Source organism: Pedobacter sp. (assembly GCF_965279535.1).
GTDB lineage: Bacteria > Bacteroidota > Bacteroidia > Sphingobacteriales > Sphingobacteriaceae > Pedobacter.
This window is the reverse complement of sequence record NZ_OZ257244.1, coordinates 3,652,442-3,667,164: the sequence shown is the minus strand read 5'-3', so window position 1 is coordinate 3,667,164 and position 14,723 is coordinate 3,652,442. Positions and strand designations below refer to the sequence as shown.

General features: G+C 38.4%; 16 protein-coding genes. 12 read left to right on the top strand and 4 right to left on the bottom strand.

Annotation, left to right across the window (positions count from 1 at the left end; genetic code table 11):
- Positions 1 to 93 precede the first annotated feature (93 nt).
- The 3 genes from ACQY77_RS14980 to ACQY77_RS14970 all read left to right on the top strand — a co-directional run bounded on the left by ACQY77_RS14980 (position 94) and on the right by ACQY77_RS14970 (position 1,942).
- Complete coding sequence (locus ACQY77_RS14980) at positions 94 to 546, top strand: cold-shock protein (RefSeq protein ID WP_421941352.1); 453 nt, start codon at positions 94 to 96, stop codon at positions 544 to 546.
- Positions 547 to 835: 289 nt separating this feature from the next.
- Positions 836 to 1,531: an SIMPL domain-containing protein gene (locus tag ACQY77_RS14975; protein ID WP_421941353.1), complete on the top strand. Its 696-nt coding sequence runs from the start codon at positions 836 to 838 to the stop codon at positions 1,529 to 1,531.
- Positions 1,532 to 1,627: 96 nt separating this feature from the next.
- A complete protein-coding gene (locus ACQY77_RS14970; protein ID WP_421941354.1) occupies positions 1,628 to 1,942 on the top strand; it encodes a hypothetical protein in 315 nt (104 codons plus the stop codon).
- Positions 1,943 to 2,043: 101 nt separating this feature from the next.
- Here the strand turns inward: ACQY77_RS14970 and serS are convergent, their stop codons facing one another.
- On the bottom strand, positions 2,044 to 3,315 hold the full coding sequence (gene serS / locus ACQY77_RS14965; protein WP_421941355.1) for a serine--tRNA ligase: 1,272 nt from the start codon (positions 3,313 to 3,315) through the stop codon (positions 2,044 to 2,046).
- Positions 3,316 to 3,432: 117 nt separating this feature from the next.
- Between serS and rsmI the strand changes: the two genes are divergently transcribed.
- The 5 genes from rsmI to ACQY77_RS14940 all read left to right on the top strand — a co-directional run bounded on the left by rsmI (position 3,433) and on the right by ACQY77_RS14940 (position 7,518).
- Positions 3,433 to 4,146, top strand: a complete 714-nt coding sequence (rsmI, locus tag ACQY77_RS14960; RefSeq protein WP_421941356.1) for a 16S rRNA (cytidine(1402)-2'-O)-methyltransferase — start codon at positions 3,433 to 3,435, stop codon at positions 4,144 to 4,146.
- A 35-nt stretch (positions 4,147 to 4,181) separates the two neighbouring features.
- Entirely contained in the window at positions 4,182 to 4,826 is a 645-nt protein-coding gene (locus ACQY77_RS14955; RefSeq protein ID WP_421941357.1) for a PH domain-containing protein, read from the top strand.
- An 11-nt stretch (positions 4,827 to 4,837) separates the two neighbouring features.
- Positions 4,838 to 6,466 carry an apolipoprotein N-acyltransferase gene (lnt, locus tag ACQY77_RS14950; RefSeq protein WP_421941358.1) on the top strand — a complete coding sequence of 543 codons (1,629 nt, stop codon included), beginning with the start codon at positions 4,838 to 4,840 and terminating at the stop codon, positions 6,464 to 6,466.
- Between the two features lie 9 nt (positions 6,467 to 6,475).
- Positions 6,476 to 7,021: a signal peptidase II gene (gene lspA / locus ACQY77_RS14945; RefSeq protein ID WP_421941359.1), complete on the top strand. Its 546-nt coding sequence runs from the start codon at positions 6,476 to 6,478 to the stop codon at positions 7,019 to 7,021.
- 80 nt (positions 7,022 to 7,101) lie between these two features.
- Positions 7,102 to 7,518 carry an OsmC family protein gene (locus tag ACQY77_RS14940; RefSeq protein WP_421941360.1) on the top strand — a complete coding sequence of 139 codons (417 nt, stop codon included), beginning with the start codon at positions 7,102 to 7,104 and terminating at the stop codon, positions 7,516 to 7,518.
- Positions 7,519 to 7,660: 142 nt separating this feature from the next.
- Here the strand turns inward: ACQY77_RS14940 and ACQY77_RS14935 are convergent, their stop codons facing one another.
- The gene (locus tag ACQY77_RS14935; RefSeq protein WP_421941361.1) at positions 7,661 to 9,301 is read right to left on the bottom strand and encodes an NAD+ synthase; all 1,641 of its coding nucleotides are present in this window, start codon (positions 9,299 to 9,301) and stop codon (positions 7,661 to 7,663) included.
- A gap of 54 nt (positions 9,302 to 9,355) precedes the next feature.
- Positions 9,356 to 10,030 (bottom strand): porin family protein, encoded by a 675-nt coding sequence (locus ACQY77_RS14930; protein WP_421941362.1) that lies wholly within the window; start codon positions 10,028 to 10,030, stop codon positions 9,356 to 9,358.
- 25 nt (positions 10,031 to 10,055) lie between these two features.
- Between ACQY77_RS14930 and gldB the strand changes: the two genes are divergently transcribed.
- The 4 genes from gldB (at position 10,056) to ACQY77_RS14910 (ending at position 13,998) form a co-directional block, all read left to right on the top strand.
- Positions 10,056 to 11,090, top strand: coding sequence for a gliding motility lipoprotein GldB (gldB, locus tag ACQY77_RS14925; protein WP_421941363.1), 1,035 nt, complete (start codon positions 10,056 to 10,058; stop codon positions 11,088 to 11,090).
- A 61-nt stretch (positions 11,091 to 11,151) separates the two neighbouring features.
- The gene (locus ACQY77_RS14920; protein ID WP_421941364.1) at positions 11,152 to 11,922 is read left to right on the top strand and encodes a patatin-like phospholipase family protein; all 771 of its coding nucleotides are present in this window, start codon (positions 11,152 to 11,154) and stop codon (positions 11,920 to 11,922) included.
- Positions 11,923 to 12,213: 291 nt separating this feature from the next.
- On the top strand, positions 12,214 to 13,017 hold the full coding sequence (locus ACQY77_RS14915; protein ID WP_421941365.1) for a M12 family metallopeptidase: 804 nt from the start codon (positions 12,214 to 12,216) through the stop codon (positions 13,015 to 13,017).
- Positions 13,018 to 13,089: 72 nt separating this feature from the next.
- On the top strand, positions 13,090 to 13,998 hold the full coding sequence (locus tag ACQY77_RS14910; protein WP_421941366.1) for a hypothetical protein: 909 nt from the start codon (positions 13,090 to 13,092) through the stop codon (positions 13,996 to 13,998).
- Here the strand turns inward: ACQY77_RS14910 and ACQY77_RS14905 are convergent.
- Positions 13,995 to 14,711 (bottom strand): 2-phosphosulfolactate phosphatase, encoded by a 717-nt coding sequence (locus ACQY77_RS14905; protein WP_421941367.1) that lies wholly within the window; start codon positions 14,709 to 14,711, stop codon positions 13,995 to 13,997. The two genes, ACQY77_RS14910 and ACQY77_RS14905, sit on opposite strands and share 4 nt — an antisense overlap.
- Positions 14,712 to 14,723: the final 12 nt, after the last annotated feature.

Sequence of the window (14,723 nt, the reverse complement as noted above, 5' to 3'; positions counted from 1 at the left end):
GTTCTTGGTAATAAAATCGTATTTATGCTCCAGGTTTATTATCTTTGCGTAATTCTCCTTTCTTTTATCCCTCTAAAACAAAATAATTAATATATGGCTAAATCTCAAGCAACTTTCGGTAAAAAAGAAAACGAGAAAAAAAAGCAACAGAAAAGAAACGAAAAACAGGAAAGAAAAGAAGAGCGTCAGGCCAATGCTAAAAAAGGTTTAGCGCTCGAAGATATGATGGCATACGTGGATGAAAACGGCAACATCTCTTCTACCCCTCCAGATCCGAAGAAAAAGAAAATCATCAATACAGAAGATATCCAGATTGGTATATCCAGACAGGAAGATATCGTTGACGAAAATCCGGTAAAAAAAGGTACAGTAACTTTTTTCAATGATAGCAAAGGTTATGGCTTCATTAAGAATACAGATACCCAGGAAAGCATTTTCGTACATGCGAATGGCTTGGTTACTCAAATCAGAGAAGGCGACAAAGTATCTTTTGAAGTAGAAATGGGACAAAAAGGCCCAACTGCTGTTAAAGTTTCTAAAGTATAATTCCTCTTTTCCTTTCTAAAGAAAAGATTCTATTCCGCGTGAGGTTTTATTAAACACTATTTTATTGTATTGTGATGTAAAACCTTCCGCTTGATTTCCTCCAAAATCTTTCAATAGCTTTTTTAAGTTATTTTCTAACAGAAAACTACCTTACACAAAAGACTGTCTACTAATAAATTAGACTTCACACATCCGGATTTTTTAAAGAAAATTTATTTTTTTTATTAATCTCGGTGTGGAATTTGTGCGCAGTTTACATCATTAAGCAAACACACAAAGAAAATAACATATGAAAAAGTTAATAGCAATTGCATTAGTAGCATTTTTAGGTCTAAGTACAGCACAGGCACAACAAGCAGATTTACGTAGAAAAATTAACGTAAGTGGAACAGCAGAAACAGAGGTAACACCAGATATAATTTATATCGGAATTTCCTTAAAAGAATATTTGAAAGACAACAACAGTAAGAAAAAAGTTGAGATTACTGATTTAGAAAACCAACTCTTTGCTGCTGTCCAAAAAGCAGGAATTTCAAAAGAAAATCTGACCATTAGCAACCTCAGTAGCTGGAACTACGCTACAGAAAAAAAGAAAAACCCGGATTTTTTAGCGAGTAAACAATATCGCTTAAAAGTAAACGATCTGAATAAATTCAATGAAATTATTGCTTCAATTGATCCAAAAGGAATAGCAAATACCAACATTGAAAGTTATGATTACTCTAAAATTGAAAGTTTAAAAAAAGATTTAAAAATTAAAGCTTTGCTTGCTGCAAAAGAAAAAGCCAGATATATGGTTGAGGCTTTGGGCGATAAGCTTGGTAGTGTAATAGATATTCAGGATGGTGGAGATAATGCTATACAGCCTGTTTACAGAAACTACATGATGAAAGCCGAAATGAGCGATGCAGCTGGCGCTCCTGAGATAGATTTCAAAAAAATTAAACTCAACTTTACCGTGAACGCGGTTTTCGAGATCAGATAAAGGTTTTAACTATAAATTAACAATCTCTCAAACCTACCAGAACATTTTGGTAGGTTTTTTGTTATGCATACATCTGAAATCTAAAATTTTAATATTATGAAAAAATTCATTTACACTTTAGCCCTTGTTTTTTGTTTGGGAGTTAGCTTTAACACAGTACAAGCAGCTGATAAACCAGCAAAAAACCCTACTGAGTTAACTGCAGAGCAGGCTCAGCAATTGGAAAAGATTAAAAGCCGCGTGGAAGAAATCAGAGAGATGGACAAATCTAACTTGACTAAGGCTGAGCGCAAGGCTTTACGTAAAGAATTAAAAGAAATGAAAAATCAGGCTCGTGCAATTTCTGGTGGTGTTTACCTTTCTGTAGGTGCAATTATCATCATCATCTTATTATTGATCTTGATTTTGTAATCTCAACATTTACATCTATCTATAAAAAACAAAAAGCTTTGCAAAATTTGCAAAGCTTTTTTTATGGCCATTAGTTGCTGTATTTAACAACTGAGCTGAAATTAATCGATCATATCGAAGCCTGTATATTTCACTAAAGCTTCAGGAATTTTAATACCGTTTTCAGTTTGATAATTCTCTAAAATAGAGGCTACTATACGCGGCAAAGCTAAAGCACTTCCATTTAATGAATGTGCCAGCTGAGATTTACCTTCTTTGCCTTTAAAACGCAATTTTAACCGGTTAGCCTGATAGGTTTCAAAATTAGATACAGATGAAACCTCTAACCAACGCTCCTGGGCAGCACTCCAAACTTCCATATCATAAGTCATGGCCGAAGTAAAGCCCATATCCCCACCACATAAACGTAAAACGCGGTAATGTAAGCCCAGTTCCTGTAAAAGAGATTGCACATAAACACTCATTTCTTCCAGTGTTTCGTAAGACTTATCCGGGTGAGTAACCTGTACCACTTCTACTTTATCAAACTGGTGTAATCGGTTTAAACCACGAACGTGTGCACCATAAGATCCTGCTTCTCTGCGAAAACAAGGGGTATATGCGGTATTTTTAATAGGCAAATCTTCTTCCTTCAAAATTACATCACGGTATAAATTGGTTACCGGAACTTCTGCAGTTGGGATTAAATATAAATCGTCTACAGCAGAATGATACATTTGTCCTTCTTTATCTGGCAATTGCCCTGTTCCGAAGCCTGAAGCTGCATTTACCAGATGTGGCACCTGCATTTCCTTGTAACCTGCAGCAGTTGCATGATCCAAAAAGAAATTAATCAATGCCCTTTGTAAACGCGCACCTTTACCTTTATAAACAGGGAAACCTGCACCAGTAATCTTAACACCAAGCTCAAAATCAATGATATCATACTTTGCGGCTAACTCCCAATGCGGAAGTGCTTTGCTCGGTAGCGCTGCAGGGGTACCATGTACCAGCACAACTTCATTATCATCTGCAGTAGAACCCTGTTTAACCAATTGATATGGTAAATTTGGCAACTGAACAATTAAATTATGTTGTGTGGCTTCCAGGTCAGTTAGTTTATCACCAAGGGTTTTAATTTGCTCTTTATGGGAAGCTGTTTTAGCTTTGATTTCTTCAGCTTCTGCTCTTTTTCCACTACGCATTAAATCGCCAATTTGTTTGGCGGCTGCATTCGCTTCAGCAGAGATAGCATCCAAGGAAGTTTGAGTGGAACGACGTTCTTCATCTACTTTAATGATTTCGTCTACCAATTCCGGTTGTTTAAAATTACGGACACTTAAACGTTCTAAAACTTTCTCTCTATTTTCGCGGATATAATTAACTTGCAGCATTATTTAATTTTTTAAGCAAAGATAGCAAGAGTTTTCAGTTTTTAGTTTCTAGTTTTCAATCTTGATAACCATTACCTGATACTCAATACTTGCTACTTGACATTGATACGCAACACCATGAGTGGAAAACTATTTCTGGTACCTACACCAATAGGCAATTTAGAGGATATGACTTTCAGGGCAATCCGCATTTTAAAGGAGAGCGATCTGATTCTTGCTGAAGATACCCGTACCAGTGCCCCTATGCTTAAGCACTTCGGGATTGATAAAAAAGTGTATGCCCACCACCAACACAATGAGCACAAGGCTACTGCCGAAATCATCAGATTTTTAAAGGAAGGGCAAAAAATTTCTTTAATTTCAGATGCAGGAACGCCAGCAATATCTGATCCGGGGTTTTTCCTGGTTCGCGAAGCCCTAAAAAATGAAATTGCCGTAGAATGCCTGCCAGGCGCAACAGCCTTTGTTCCGGCTTTGGTTAATTCAGGCCTCCCGGCCGATGCTTTCGTTTTTGAAGGATTTTTACCTGTTAAAAAAGGCAGACAAACCAAATTTAAGAAACTGGCTGATGAAGAACGTACCATTATACTTTACGAAAGTCCGCACCGTTTATTAAAAACCCTGGAAGAATTTGCACAATATTTGGGTGGCGACAGAGAAGCATCGGTTAGCCGCGAATTGACTAAAATGTTTGAAGAAACTGTGAGGGGTACTTTATTAGAGATAAAATCACATTTTGAAAACAATACTTTAAAAGGAGAATTTGTAATTTGCATATCGGGGAAACCTTATATTAAAAGCAAAAACAAATACGCGGATGCTGATGAATAGCATCTGAATTAACAACACATCAATATATTGCCATTATGATTAGCATAGATAGATTTTTAAGTGACGAACAGGATCCAAAAGCGGTAGAAAAAGTTATTGGAAAATTAAATGACCTTTTAACCACTGGAGAGGAAATATTATACCTTGCCGTACAGAAAAAACCTGCCGTAAACTTGTTACCTGATTGTATCGCCATTACCAATAAACGTATTTTTTATTGCGAACCCGGAAACTTAGGTTTAACCATGAACTTTAAAGATATTTCCTGGAAAAGTGTTAAAGAAGTTTCATTTAAGGAAGAGTTTTTTGGTTCTAAATTCATCTGTGTACCGCAGCATGGAGAAAATATTGTTACTGAATTTATTCCTAAAGTTCAGGCCAGAAAACTACACCAGGCAGCTAATCAACAGTTGGAAGAGTACAAAGAGCTTCTTCGTCAACAAAAATTGGAAGAGAACCGCGCAACCGCTTCTCCTGTTAGCTCCAATGCCCAATCCATAGCTGATATTCCTGTACCAGAGCCATCAGCCCCTGAGCCTATTCAAATTGCAGAAGTAATAGAAGAACCTGAAGATGAAACTACATTGAAATTGCGCAAACTCAAAACCTTGTACGATAAGCATTTGATTACACAGGAAGAATACGAAGCAAAAAAAGCAAATATTTTAGATAGTCTGTAATCACAAACCCGTTGAAAAAAAGACAAACCTACTTGCTCGCCTTACTGAGCGCTTTCTTGCTTTGGCTAGCCTGGCCACCCATGCCTTTTACAGCCCCGCTCCTCCTTTTTGGTTTAATCCCACTACTTTTTGCAGTAGATGATATTATGGCCAACCAGGAGATCAAGAAGAGAGGCAAGCGTGTTTTTTTAGCCGCCGGATTGTGCTTTTTAGTCTGGAATACTGCTTCTATTTATTGGGTATACAATGCCATTAGTGCTTATAATGGTGCAGCAGTGGCATTACCGGTTTCTTTAATACCCTTTGGATTAGGTGCATTGCTCATGACCTTTGCTTTCTGGCTCTATTACCGGTTGCGCATTTATGTCAATAAAACAATGGCATATTTAGGTCTGATCTCCTTTTACATCGCCTTAGAGTATTTGCAACAAAGCTGGGATTTAGCCTTTCCATGGATGACCCTCGGGAATGGTTTAGCAGGAATGCACCAGCTGGCGCAATGGTATGATCATACCGGAGTTTATGGTGGCTCACTTTGGATTTTACTGAGCAATGTTCTTGCCTTTGAAGCCATTAAACAGTTTAGATCTGATACTGGCCTAGCCCGGGTTAAAATCTTATGCATTTGGTTACTCATCCTGGTTATTCCGATCGGCATATCGCTAAACAAATACTATCGTGCAACAGAAAAAGGTACACCAAGTAACGTTGTAGTGGTGCAACCCAATATAGATCCTTATCAAAAACTGGAGTTTATCCCACCCGCAGAACAGATGAGTATTCTCACACATTTATCTGATTCTGTTGCACAAGTGAATACCGAATATTTTATCTGGCCCGAAACCGCTATCCCAAGTTATGATGACGAAGAGCGAATTCGCCAGTCTACTACCTTTACTACCCTGCAAAATTTTATCAGCAAGTATAAAAACGGCACCTTAATCACCGGCATTGAAAGCACCAGATTCTACCCTGAAAAAAAGACGCTTTCTGCACAGTATGATCCGCAAAGAAATATTTTCATCGATCATTTTAATACGGCGATGCAAGTTGAAAACTCAGCTAATGTGCAATTTTACCACAAATCAAAACTGGTTCCCGGGGTAGAGAAAATGCCATTTCCGAAAGTATTTTCTTTTTTAGATGGTGTTTTCGCCCAACTTGGCGGAGCAGTAGGCGGCTGGGGCTGGCAAGATGAACCAGGTGTGTTATATGCCCAGAGTGGCATTGGCGCAGCGCCAGTGGTATGCTATGAAAGCCTGTGGGGCGATTGGATAGGTAGGTCGGTTAAGGAAGGCGCACAGTTTATAGCCATTATTACCAACGATGGCTGGTGGGGGAATACGTCTGGCAAAGATCAGCATATGCTTTACGCCAAACTAAGGGCTATAGAAACACATAGAGATGTAGTTCGTTCTGCCAACACCGGAATCTCCTGTTTCATTAACCAACGGGGGGATGTACTGCAAAAAACCGAGTGGTGGACCAGAACGGCCATTAAATCCGATATCCATCTGAATGATGAAATTACCTTTTATGTTAAAAGCGGGGATGTTATGGCCAAACTGCTTTGTGTATTAGCGGTTATCTTTTCGCTAATTATTCCGTTTAGAAAATGGATTAAGCCTTTAAAAAAATAAGACCGAGACATGAGTACAAGAAATATCAAAAATCAGGGATTACTGATCCTCATCTTATTTTTAAATGTCGTTGTTGATCAGGTTTCTAAATTAATCGCCAGAAGAGAGATTGACTACTACGAACATATTCCCTTAATCAAGAATTTTTTCACTTTAACTAAAGTTGAAAATACAGGTGCATTTCTTTCATTGGGAGACAATATGCCTTATGCCCTAAGATTAGTTATCCTTTCAGGTTTACCCATCATTGTGCTGGGTTTCGGGCTTTATTATCTCTTCTCTCACAAAAACCTCCCTAAAAGTATGCAAATTGCGATTTGCTTTTTAATCGGGGGTGGAATTGGGAATTTATATGACCGCATTGTTCATGGCTCTGTTACCGATTTTATGCACATGGATTTTCAGATTTTTCAAACAGGTGTGTTTAATTTTGCCGATATCTCGATTATGATTGGGGTTGGCATCTTATTAGTACAATCATTCAGACAGAACTTGAAAAAAGATAAAAAGGAAGAAGAAGAAACCATTGATGCTGCACCTGAGCAGAATTCTTAATGCACAATTAATCCAGGGATTCAAACATATCGTTATCTTTAGCTGTTTAAACCCTTAAATCAACTCAAATAAATCTCAACATGAAAAGAAATGCAACAGCCGTATGGCAAGGTTCAGTTAAAGAAGGTAATGGTAAAATCACTACTCAAAGCACTACTTTAAACGACACACAATATTCTTTTAATTCTCGCTTTGCTGAAGGCGTAGGTACCAATCCGGAAGAACTGATTGCCGCAGCACACGCAGGATGCTTTACAATGAAACTTTCTGCAAATTTAACCGAAGCAGGTTTTACTGCCGAGAAATTAGAAACTAAATGCGAAATCAACTTAGACCCATCAAAAGGTGAAATCGTAGAATCGCACTTAACTTTAACTGCTTCTGTACCAGATTTAACTCAAGAAAAATTTGATGAATTGGTAGCTGATGCAGAAAAAAACTGCCCTATATCTAAGTTATTGAATACTAAGATCACAGTTGACGCTACTTTAGCGTAATAACAATATTGGCCACCTTTCAGCGCATGGGTGGCCTTTTTTTATTTATTGCCTGTGCTTTTTCACTTCAGGGCCAAGTGAACCAATCTCTTCAAATCGGTGTTTTCAGTATTCCCTCTGCCAATAACCCTTTCAGAAAAAATTAAATCAGATATTTCCCTACAATAGGCATTCTTCTACCCATACCAAAAGCCTTTGGTGAAACCCTTAAAATCGGAGGTGTCTGGTATCGTTTAAACTCAGCGATGTTCACCATTCTAAGGATCCGTTTTACCAGTGCTTCATCATAACCTTGGTTGATAATTGCTGTTGTACCTTGTTTCATTTCAATGTGTTGATACAATATTTTATCCAGAATTTCATATTCAGGTAGCGAATCAGAATCTTTTTGATCAGGTCTTAACTCAGCAGAAGGTGGTTTTACAATGGTATTCACCGGAATGATTTCGCCATCTTTATTGATATATCTGGCAAGTTCAAAAACTTGCATTTTATACACATCTCCAATTACACCTATGGCACCACACATGTCGCCATAGAGGGTACCATAACCTACTGCACACTCGCTTTTGTTAGAGGTATTAAGCAAAATATAGCCAAACTTATTACTCATGGCCATGTTGATGATTCCACGAATCCTTGCCTGGATATTTTCTTCAGCCAGGTTAAAGGGTAAGCCCTTGAAGGCCGGAGCTAATGTTTGATCGAATGCCTCGGCAATTTCCTTAATCGCCACGATTTCATGCATGCAGCCAATGTTGTTTACTAAATCCAAGGCATCCTGTACAGAATGGTCTGAAGAAAACTTAGAGGGCATTAAAACAGCCATTACGTTTTCAGCTCCCAGGGCACGGCAGGCGAGCGCACAAACCACTGCCGAATCAATTCCTCCCGACAGGCCAAGCACAGCTTTGCTGAAACCCGATTTTTGGAAATAATCCCGAATGCCTAAAATCAATGCATCATGAATTTGTTCAATGTCATTTGCCCGTTGTTGCCCAGGGTATTTATTCTTCACATTTTCTATCTCAGCGAGATCAAATACCTGTAAATCTTCTTCAAAGTATTTCATCTCGGCCTTCATAAATCCATCGGCGTCGAAAACCAATGAACCCCCATCAAAAATAATCTCAGTCTGTGCCCCTACCTGGTTCACATAAAAGAGTGGCAGCTGATATTTTGATGCATTATCTCCAAGCACTTTAATCCGCTCATCATCATGGGTATAGGAAAAAGGAGAAGCAGCGATATTGATCATTACATCTGGCTTTTCCTTAATTAATTCATCCATTGGATTAGATACGTACAAGGGATTATCGTTGATATTCCAGAGGTCTTCACAAATGGTTAAAGCAATTCTTTTCCCTTTAAAATCTATGCAATTAAAAAAAGTAGCGGGTTCGAAGTAACGGTATTCATCAAAAACATCGTAAGTAGGTAGCAAAGCTTTTTTGGTTATGGCTTTTACTTCCCCACCTTCAATAAAGTAGGCTGCATTAAACAAATCCTTTCCCTGTAGCACATCGTTTTTAACTGGTGAGCCTATGATACAGGCAATACCTACACAATGGGTTGCAATTGCCGAAACAGATTGCTCACAAAGCGCAATAAACTCTTCATACTCCAGGAAATCCCGTGGTGGATAACCACAAATTGCCAGTTCGGCAAACACAACTAAATCGGCACCCTTACTTCTAGCTGCATTAATTCCCTCAATAATTTTTTGGGTATTGGCTTCAAAGTTTCCGATGTGATAATTAAGTTGCGCTAAAGCTATCTTCATGGGTAATTATTTAGGTTTTATGAAGGGAACAGCAAAACTGTTCGATGTGTTTGATTAAAAGAAAAATCCGAAATTGAGTGCAAGATAATGGTTTTTGACATTCCTGTTCTTATCTGTTACAATATTAGTAAATCCATTGTTAAAAGTTAAACCAGCCATAATACTTGTATTTCCAGATACATCGAACTCACCCCCGCCTCCAATTACCAAACCCGCGCGATAAAATTTTGTATAATCTGAAATGTTCAGGTTATCTCCTACAGTTGTATTATTCCTTACAGCATCTTGCTTGGCACCAATCATAAATGAATTGGATAAACCAAACTGTCCGTACCAACGCTTACCATCTTCTTTAATGGTTTTCAATTTGATGGTTAATGGTAATTCTATGTACTGCAAGCGATACTTAAGATCATAAGCTACCGGATCGGTACTGCTCTGACTTGCGGTATAAGGAGATACATTTACTTCGCTGCTTTTTCCATTGATCGTGGTAATGGTTAAAGCAGTTGCAAAGCTATAATTAGGTGCAAAATTAAAATCACCCATAATCCCATAAGAAAAACCTAAAGCTACACTATTGGTTTTCCCCTGCTCTGGTTTTATCCATCCTATGGTGGGTGTAGCAGTTAATCCCAGTCTGAAACCATAGTTATTAAGTGGTGTATACTGCGCCCAGGCGCCGATTGCTGTAAACGATAAAATTAAAAGGGTAACTAGTCTTTTCATGCTTTATGTGATATATTTGTTCTACATGATGTATAACGTAAAACAGTGGCAAATTTATCTAATTTTTCTTTTCGCCATCACATTTATTTCCTGTAAGTCCGGTAAGCGCCCCGATGTAAGCAACATTAATGTGGATATTAAAATCGAGCGGTTTGATCAGGAACTGGCCAAATCCCTGCAAAATGATATCCAGCAAACCGACCTCAGGCTCAACCAAAAGTATGGATTGTTTTATGACGACTATATCCATAAAATGATTGGCTCGCCCAATTACACTAACACGGAAGTGCTGGAAATTTTATTTAAGGATAAAGCCTATGCTGATCTGACACATGATGTGGATAGCGTTTATCCCAATCTCAACCTGCAGGAGGCAGGCTTAACCGAAACATTTAAGTATATTAAATATTATTACCCCAAAGCCAGAATTCCGAAAATGATATCGTTTGTTTCGGGTTTTGCTTATCAAATGCCTGTGGGTGACCAGTATTTAGGCATTGGCTTGGATATGTTTTTAGGGAAAGACAGCAAATTCTATAAAGCAATTATACAAAGTGTTCCCTTGTATTTATCCAGAAGATTTAGCCCCGAATATATTGTTCCACGTGTTGCAGAAACCTATGCTCATGAAGAACTCTTTCCGGAGCCGGACGAAAACAAATCTTTATTGGCTAAAATGATTTTTCAGGGCAAAGTTTTATACTTCCTGGATCAGGTTTTACCCGAAAATACAGCAGACTCGATTAAAATAGGTTATACCACAGATCAACTCCAATGGGCACAGAACTTCGAAGGGAACATTTGGGCCTACTTCTTAGAAAACAACTTCCTGTATGAAACCGATTATCAAAAAATACAGGTATTCTTATCAGAAGGGCCTTTTACACCCGGACTTGGAGAAAATCGTGATTCTGCACCAAAGTTAGGGGTTTGGACAGGCTGGCAGATTGTGAAAAAGTACATGGCAACGCATCCGGAGGTTACACTTCAACAATTAATGGCAGATAACGATGCGCAAAAGATTTTAAATCAATCCCGGTATAAGCCGAAGCCTAAATAGAATCATCCAAAACAAACATCAATCATTAACAGTTTCTCAAACAGTAAATTTATCTCATTCTATGAAAGTTGGCATTGTATTATCAGGAGGTGGCATTAGGGGCATAGCACATTTAGGTGTATTAAAGGCGTTCAGCAATTTAGGCATAACTTTCAGTCACATTAGCGGTACAAGTGCCGGCGCAATAGCAGGGGCATTTTTTGCTGCCGGAATTGATCCTGAAGAAGGATTAAATATTTTCCTCAAAACCAAACTCTGGAAATTTGTAAGGCCAGCAGTGGGATCTCTCGGTCTCATCAATATCGAAAATACCTCCATGATTTTAAAGGAATACTTTCCTGAAGATGCGATTGAGAAACTCAAAGTGCCGTTAACCATTGCTGCAGTAAACTTTAGTGAAGGCAGGTTGGTTTATTTTACAAAAGGCCCCCTCATCAGAGCGATACACGCCTCAAGTTGCATCCCGGGTATTTTCAGACCTATTATGATTGATGGTCAGATGTATGTAGATGGCGGCATTCTAAACAACTTCCCTGTTGAGCCCTTGCTAGCCGAATGTGATTTTATTATTGGATCATCCTGTAATCATTTGAAACCTGTGGATAAAATCACCGGCATAACCAATTTAATGGGACGCGCAGGAATCATGTCTATCAATCATGACATGGAACGTAAAGCAAAATTCTGCAATGTCCTGATCGAACCAAAAGGTTTAGGCGCGATTAGTACCTTTGATATGAAACGGGCAGAAGAAATTTATTGGCTGGCACATGAAGAAGCATTGATTACCATCAAAAATAGCCCAACAATCAGAGAATTAATTACCAGATAAAAACGCATTTTCTGTATTATTAATAAGTATGAAAAACAATATATATTGATACACAAATATAATTGTAAAACCTACACTAAGTAAAATTTTTATTACATTTCTTTTGTAAAATCAGAGAGTATATTTTACATTCGGATTATAATTTGTAAAAAATTTAATTATCCTAATGGTGTATTTTATGATTTTTACCCTGTTTATCTTCCTCCAAAGGAGAAGAGTGCCGGTGTTCGCGGTATTCTAGCCTGATTGGTCTCGACCCCAATCAAATCATTAACTTATAAATTCAAAAACATGAAAAAACTAAACCTTACCAGGGCCTTATTTATTGGCCTTGCACTAACTACTGCCCTCTATTCTTGTAAAAAAGAAAAACCTCTTGAAACCGAGACACTTGAAAACCCAGAATCACTTAGTGTAAACCCACTCGGGGATATTAAGATTTGTACCGAAATGACCTTAGACGGTACCACACCAAGAGGCGCGGTACTCGCATCAAAAAAATGGGTACCAGGAACCACAATCAAAGTGAGTTTAAATGGCAGTACTACCGCAATTCGCAATAAAGTAATACAGTATGCCCGAGAATGGGAAAAATATGCGAACATCAAATTTAACTTTGTTACCAATGACCGAACCGCCAGTATCAGGGTTAGCTTCAAAAGTGGTGATGGTTCATGGTCTTATATCGGAACAGATGCCAATTCAATCTCTCGAAACAATGCAACCATGAATTTTGGCTGGCTAACTTCAACAACTGCTGATTCTGAATATAGCAGAGTAGTTATTCATGAATTTGGCCATGCTTTAGGTATGATACATGAACACCAACATCCTTTGGTGGCTATTCCATGGGATAAACCTGCTGTTTATGCTTATTATGCCGGCGCACCAAACTATTGGACACAAGCACAGGTAGACAATAACCTCTTTGCTAAATACAGTACCAGCCAAACCAATTACAGCGCTTATGACAAAACATCAATCATGCACTATTCAGTTCCAAACGAACTGACCATTGGCGATTTTGAAGTGGGTTGGAATACAGTATTATCTGCAACAGATAAATCTTTTATAGCTTCAGTTTATCCATTTTAAGAAAATATAGTATTTTACACCTGGCAGGAGTTATTGTCTGCCAGGTGTATTTATTTCCTGTCAGCCCATAATATGTCCAAATCGATAAGAAATTGCCTCCTGATACAACTTTTATTTTTGGCGCTCCTGAACCTAAAGGCTATCGCTCAAACAGACAGTCTGCGATGGAGCATTAAACCGACCGTTGGATTCCAGAAATCTAATTTCGACTGGTCTATTGCTGGTAATGCCGCTGGCACTTCTCCCAACATACTTTCGGAGTTAATATGGAAGGATGTTAAAGGGATGGGTTATGGACTGGATGTTGGCTACAAGATCATCCAAAATCTGGCTGTTAAATCCAGCAGTGAATACTACTCCATCCATACCGGTGAAGCTACGGATACAGATTATGCCGATGATAACAGGGAAAGCGCCTTTTATCATGATGTACTTAACGCGGGCAAAGGCCACCTGTTTAAAACGACCTTACAACTTTCTTATCAGGCATTTAAGATTGAACAATTTAGTATAAATCCCATAATTGGTGCTGCATACAGGAAGCAGGAATTTTATCTGCTGGAAAGCCTCAGCAATCCGGGTACGGCAGGGTTAAAGTCTACTTACCAAACAACCTACACCGGAATTGATCTTGGAGGAGAATTCGTATTCAGTACTCAATCATTCGCAATCAGCGCCGGGCTGCTGGCTGGATTTTACAAATATTCGGCAAAAGCCAATTGGAACCTTATTCCAGATTTTGAAAAGCCTGTGAGCTTTATACACAAGGCCAATTCATTTAGTATAGCGGGAAACCTAAACCTGTCTGTTCCATTAAATAAAAATTTAAAACTGGAATTAGATTATAAAATTAACAGGATTAACACGCATTCGGGAGTGGATAGGGCGTTTTATATTAACCAACCTGCTGTTGAAACACTTTTTAATGGTGCAACATTCAATTCTAATGCATTATTATTGGGTCTAACCTTTAGCTTCTAGCGCTTTAGGGCAACCAAACTTTCAGCTTCTAAAACCGGAATAGCGGTACATATATTCAGTTGAAGGCAAAATACCACGTCTTCTTCGATGTTCAATTGCGCTAAGCGGTGGCTATGGGATGATTTATGAAGGTAGCCTCTTAAATTATCTTTAGCCAAGAGATACAAATCTTCTGCTGCGACACTGGAATCATCAAAATGTTCAAATCCCTGACGCAATTTATTCACAACCGCTCCGGCAAAAAGTGTGTCTTCCAGGTTAAACTGATCTTTCCAACCTGCACAAAGTAACAACACGTTGTGCGTTTGGCTTTCCAAATACTCGCAAAGGGAATCTAAATTCAAAAAAGAACCAATTACAACTTGAGCGGCCCTTTTATTGGCCAAATGAAGCGCTTTAGTACCATTTGTAGTGGTCAATACTATTGTTTTACCCGCTACTTTTTCCTGCGTGTAAGAAAAAGGAGAGTTTCCAAAATCGTACCCTGCTACAACTTCACCATTGCGTTCTGCAGCTAACAGATAACCCTTATCACTGTAATTCAGGCAATCTTCTACATTAGCAACAGGTATTATCGCTGTTGCCCCATTCTGAATGCCGTAAGTGATGGAAGATGTTGCACGCAAAATATCTATAACCACTACAATACTTTGTTCAATATCATATAAATCAATCAGCGCGGGCGTTAAACAAACTTCTATCTTTTTCGACATGTTAAATGGGAT

Excerpts from the sequence above, each read along its gene's own strand:
- ACQY77_RS14980 (WP_421941352.1), top strand. The coding sequence starts at position 94 with ATGGCTAAATCTCAAGCAACTTTCGGTAAAAAAGAAAACGAGAAAAAA.
- ACQY77_RS14975 (WP_421941353.1), top strand. The coding sequence starts at position 836 with ATGAAAAAGTTAATAGCAATTGCATTAGTAGCATTTTTAGGTCTAAGT.
- ACQY77_RS14970 (WP_421941354.1), top strand. The coding sequence starts at position 1,628 with ATGAAAAAATTCATTTACACTTTAGCCCTTGTTTTTTGTTTGGGAGTT.
- serS (WP_421941355.1), bottom strand. The coding sequence starts at position 3,315 with ATGCTGCAAGTTAATTATATCCGCGAAAATAGAGAGAAAGTTTTAGAA.
- rsmI (WP_421941356.1), top strand. The coding sequence starts at position 3,433 with ATGAGTGGAAAACTATTTCTGGTACCTACACCAATAGGCAATTTAGAG.
- ACQY77_RS14955 (WP_421941357.1), top strand. The coding sequence starts at position 4,182 with ATGATTAGCATAGATAGATTTTTAAGTGACGAACAGGATCCAAAAGCG.
- lspA (WP_421941359.1), top strand. The coding sequence starts at position 6,476 with ATGAGTACAAGAAATATCAAAAATCAGGGATTACTGATCCTCATCTTA.
- ACQY77_RS14940 (WP_421941360.1), top strand. The coding sequence starts at position 7,102 with ATGAAAAGAAATGCAACAGCCGTATGGCAAGGTTCAGTTAAAGAAGGT.
- ACQY77_RS14935 (WP_421941361.1), bottom strand. The coding sequence starts at position 9,301 with ATGAAGATAGCTTTAGCGCAACTTAATTATCACATCGGAAACTTTGAA.
- ACQY77_RS14930 (WP_421941362.1), bottom strand. The coding sequence starts at position 10,030 with ATGAAAAGACTAGTTACCCTTTTAATTTTATCGTTTACAGCAATCGGC.
- gldB (WP_421941363.1), top strand. The coding sequence starts at position 10,056 with ATGATGTATAACGTAAAACAGTGGCAAATTTATCTAATTTTTCTTTTC.
- ACQY77_RS14920 (WP_421941364.1), top strand. The coding sequence starts at position 11,152 with ATGAAAGTTGGCATTGTATTATCAGGAGGTGGCATTAGGGGCATAGCA.
- ACQY77_RS14915 (WP_421941365.1), top strand. The coding sequence starts at position 12,214 with ATGAAAAAACTAAACCTTACCAGGGCCTTATTTATTGGCCTTGCACTA.
- ACQY77_RS14910 (WP_421941366.1), top strand. The coding sequence starts at position 13,090 with ATGTCCAAATCGATAAGAAATTGCCTCCTGATACAACTTTTATTTTTG.
- ACQY77_RS14905 (WP_421941367.1), bottom strand. The coding sequence starts at position 14,711 with ATGTCGAAAAAGATAGAAGTTTGTTTAACGCCCGCGCTGATTGATTTA.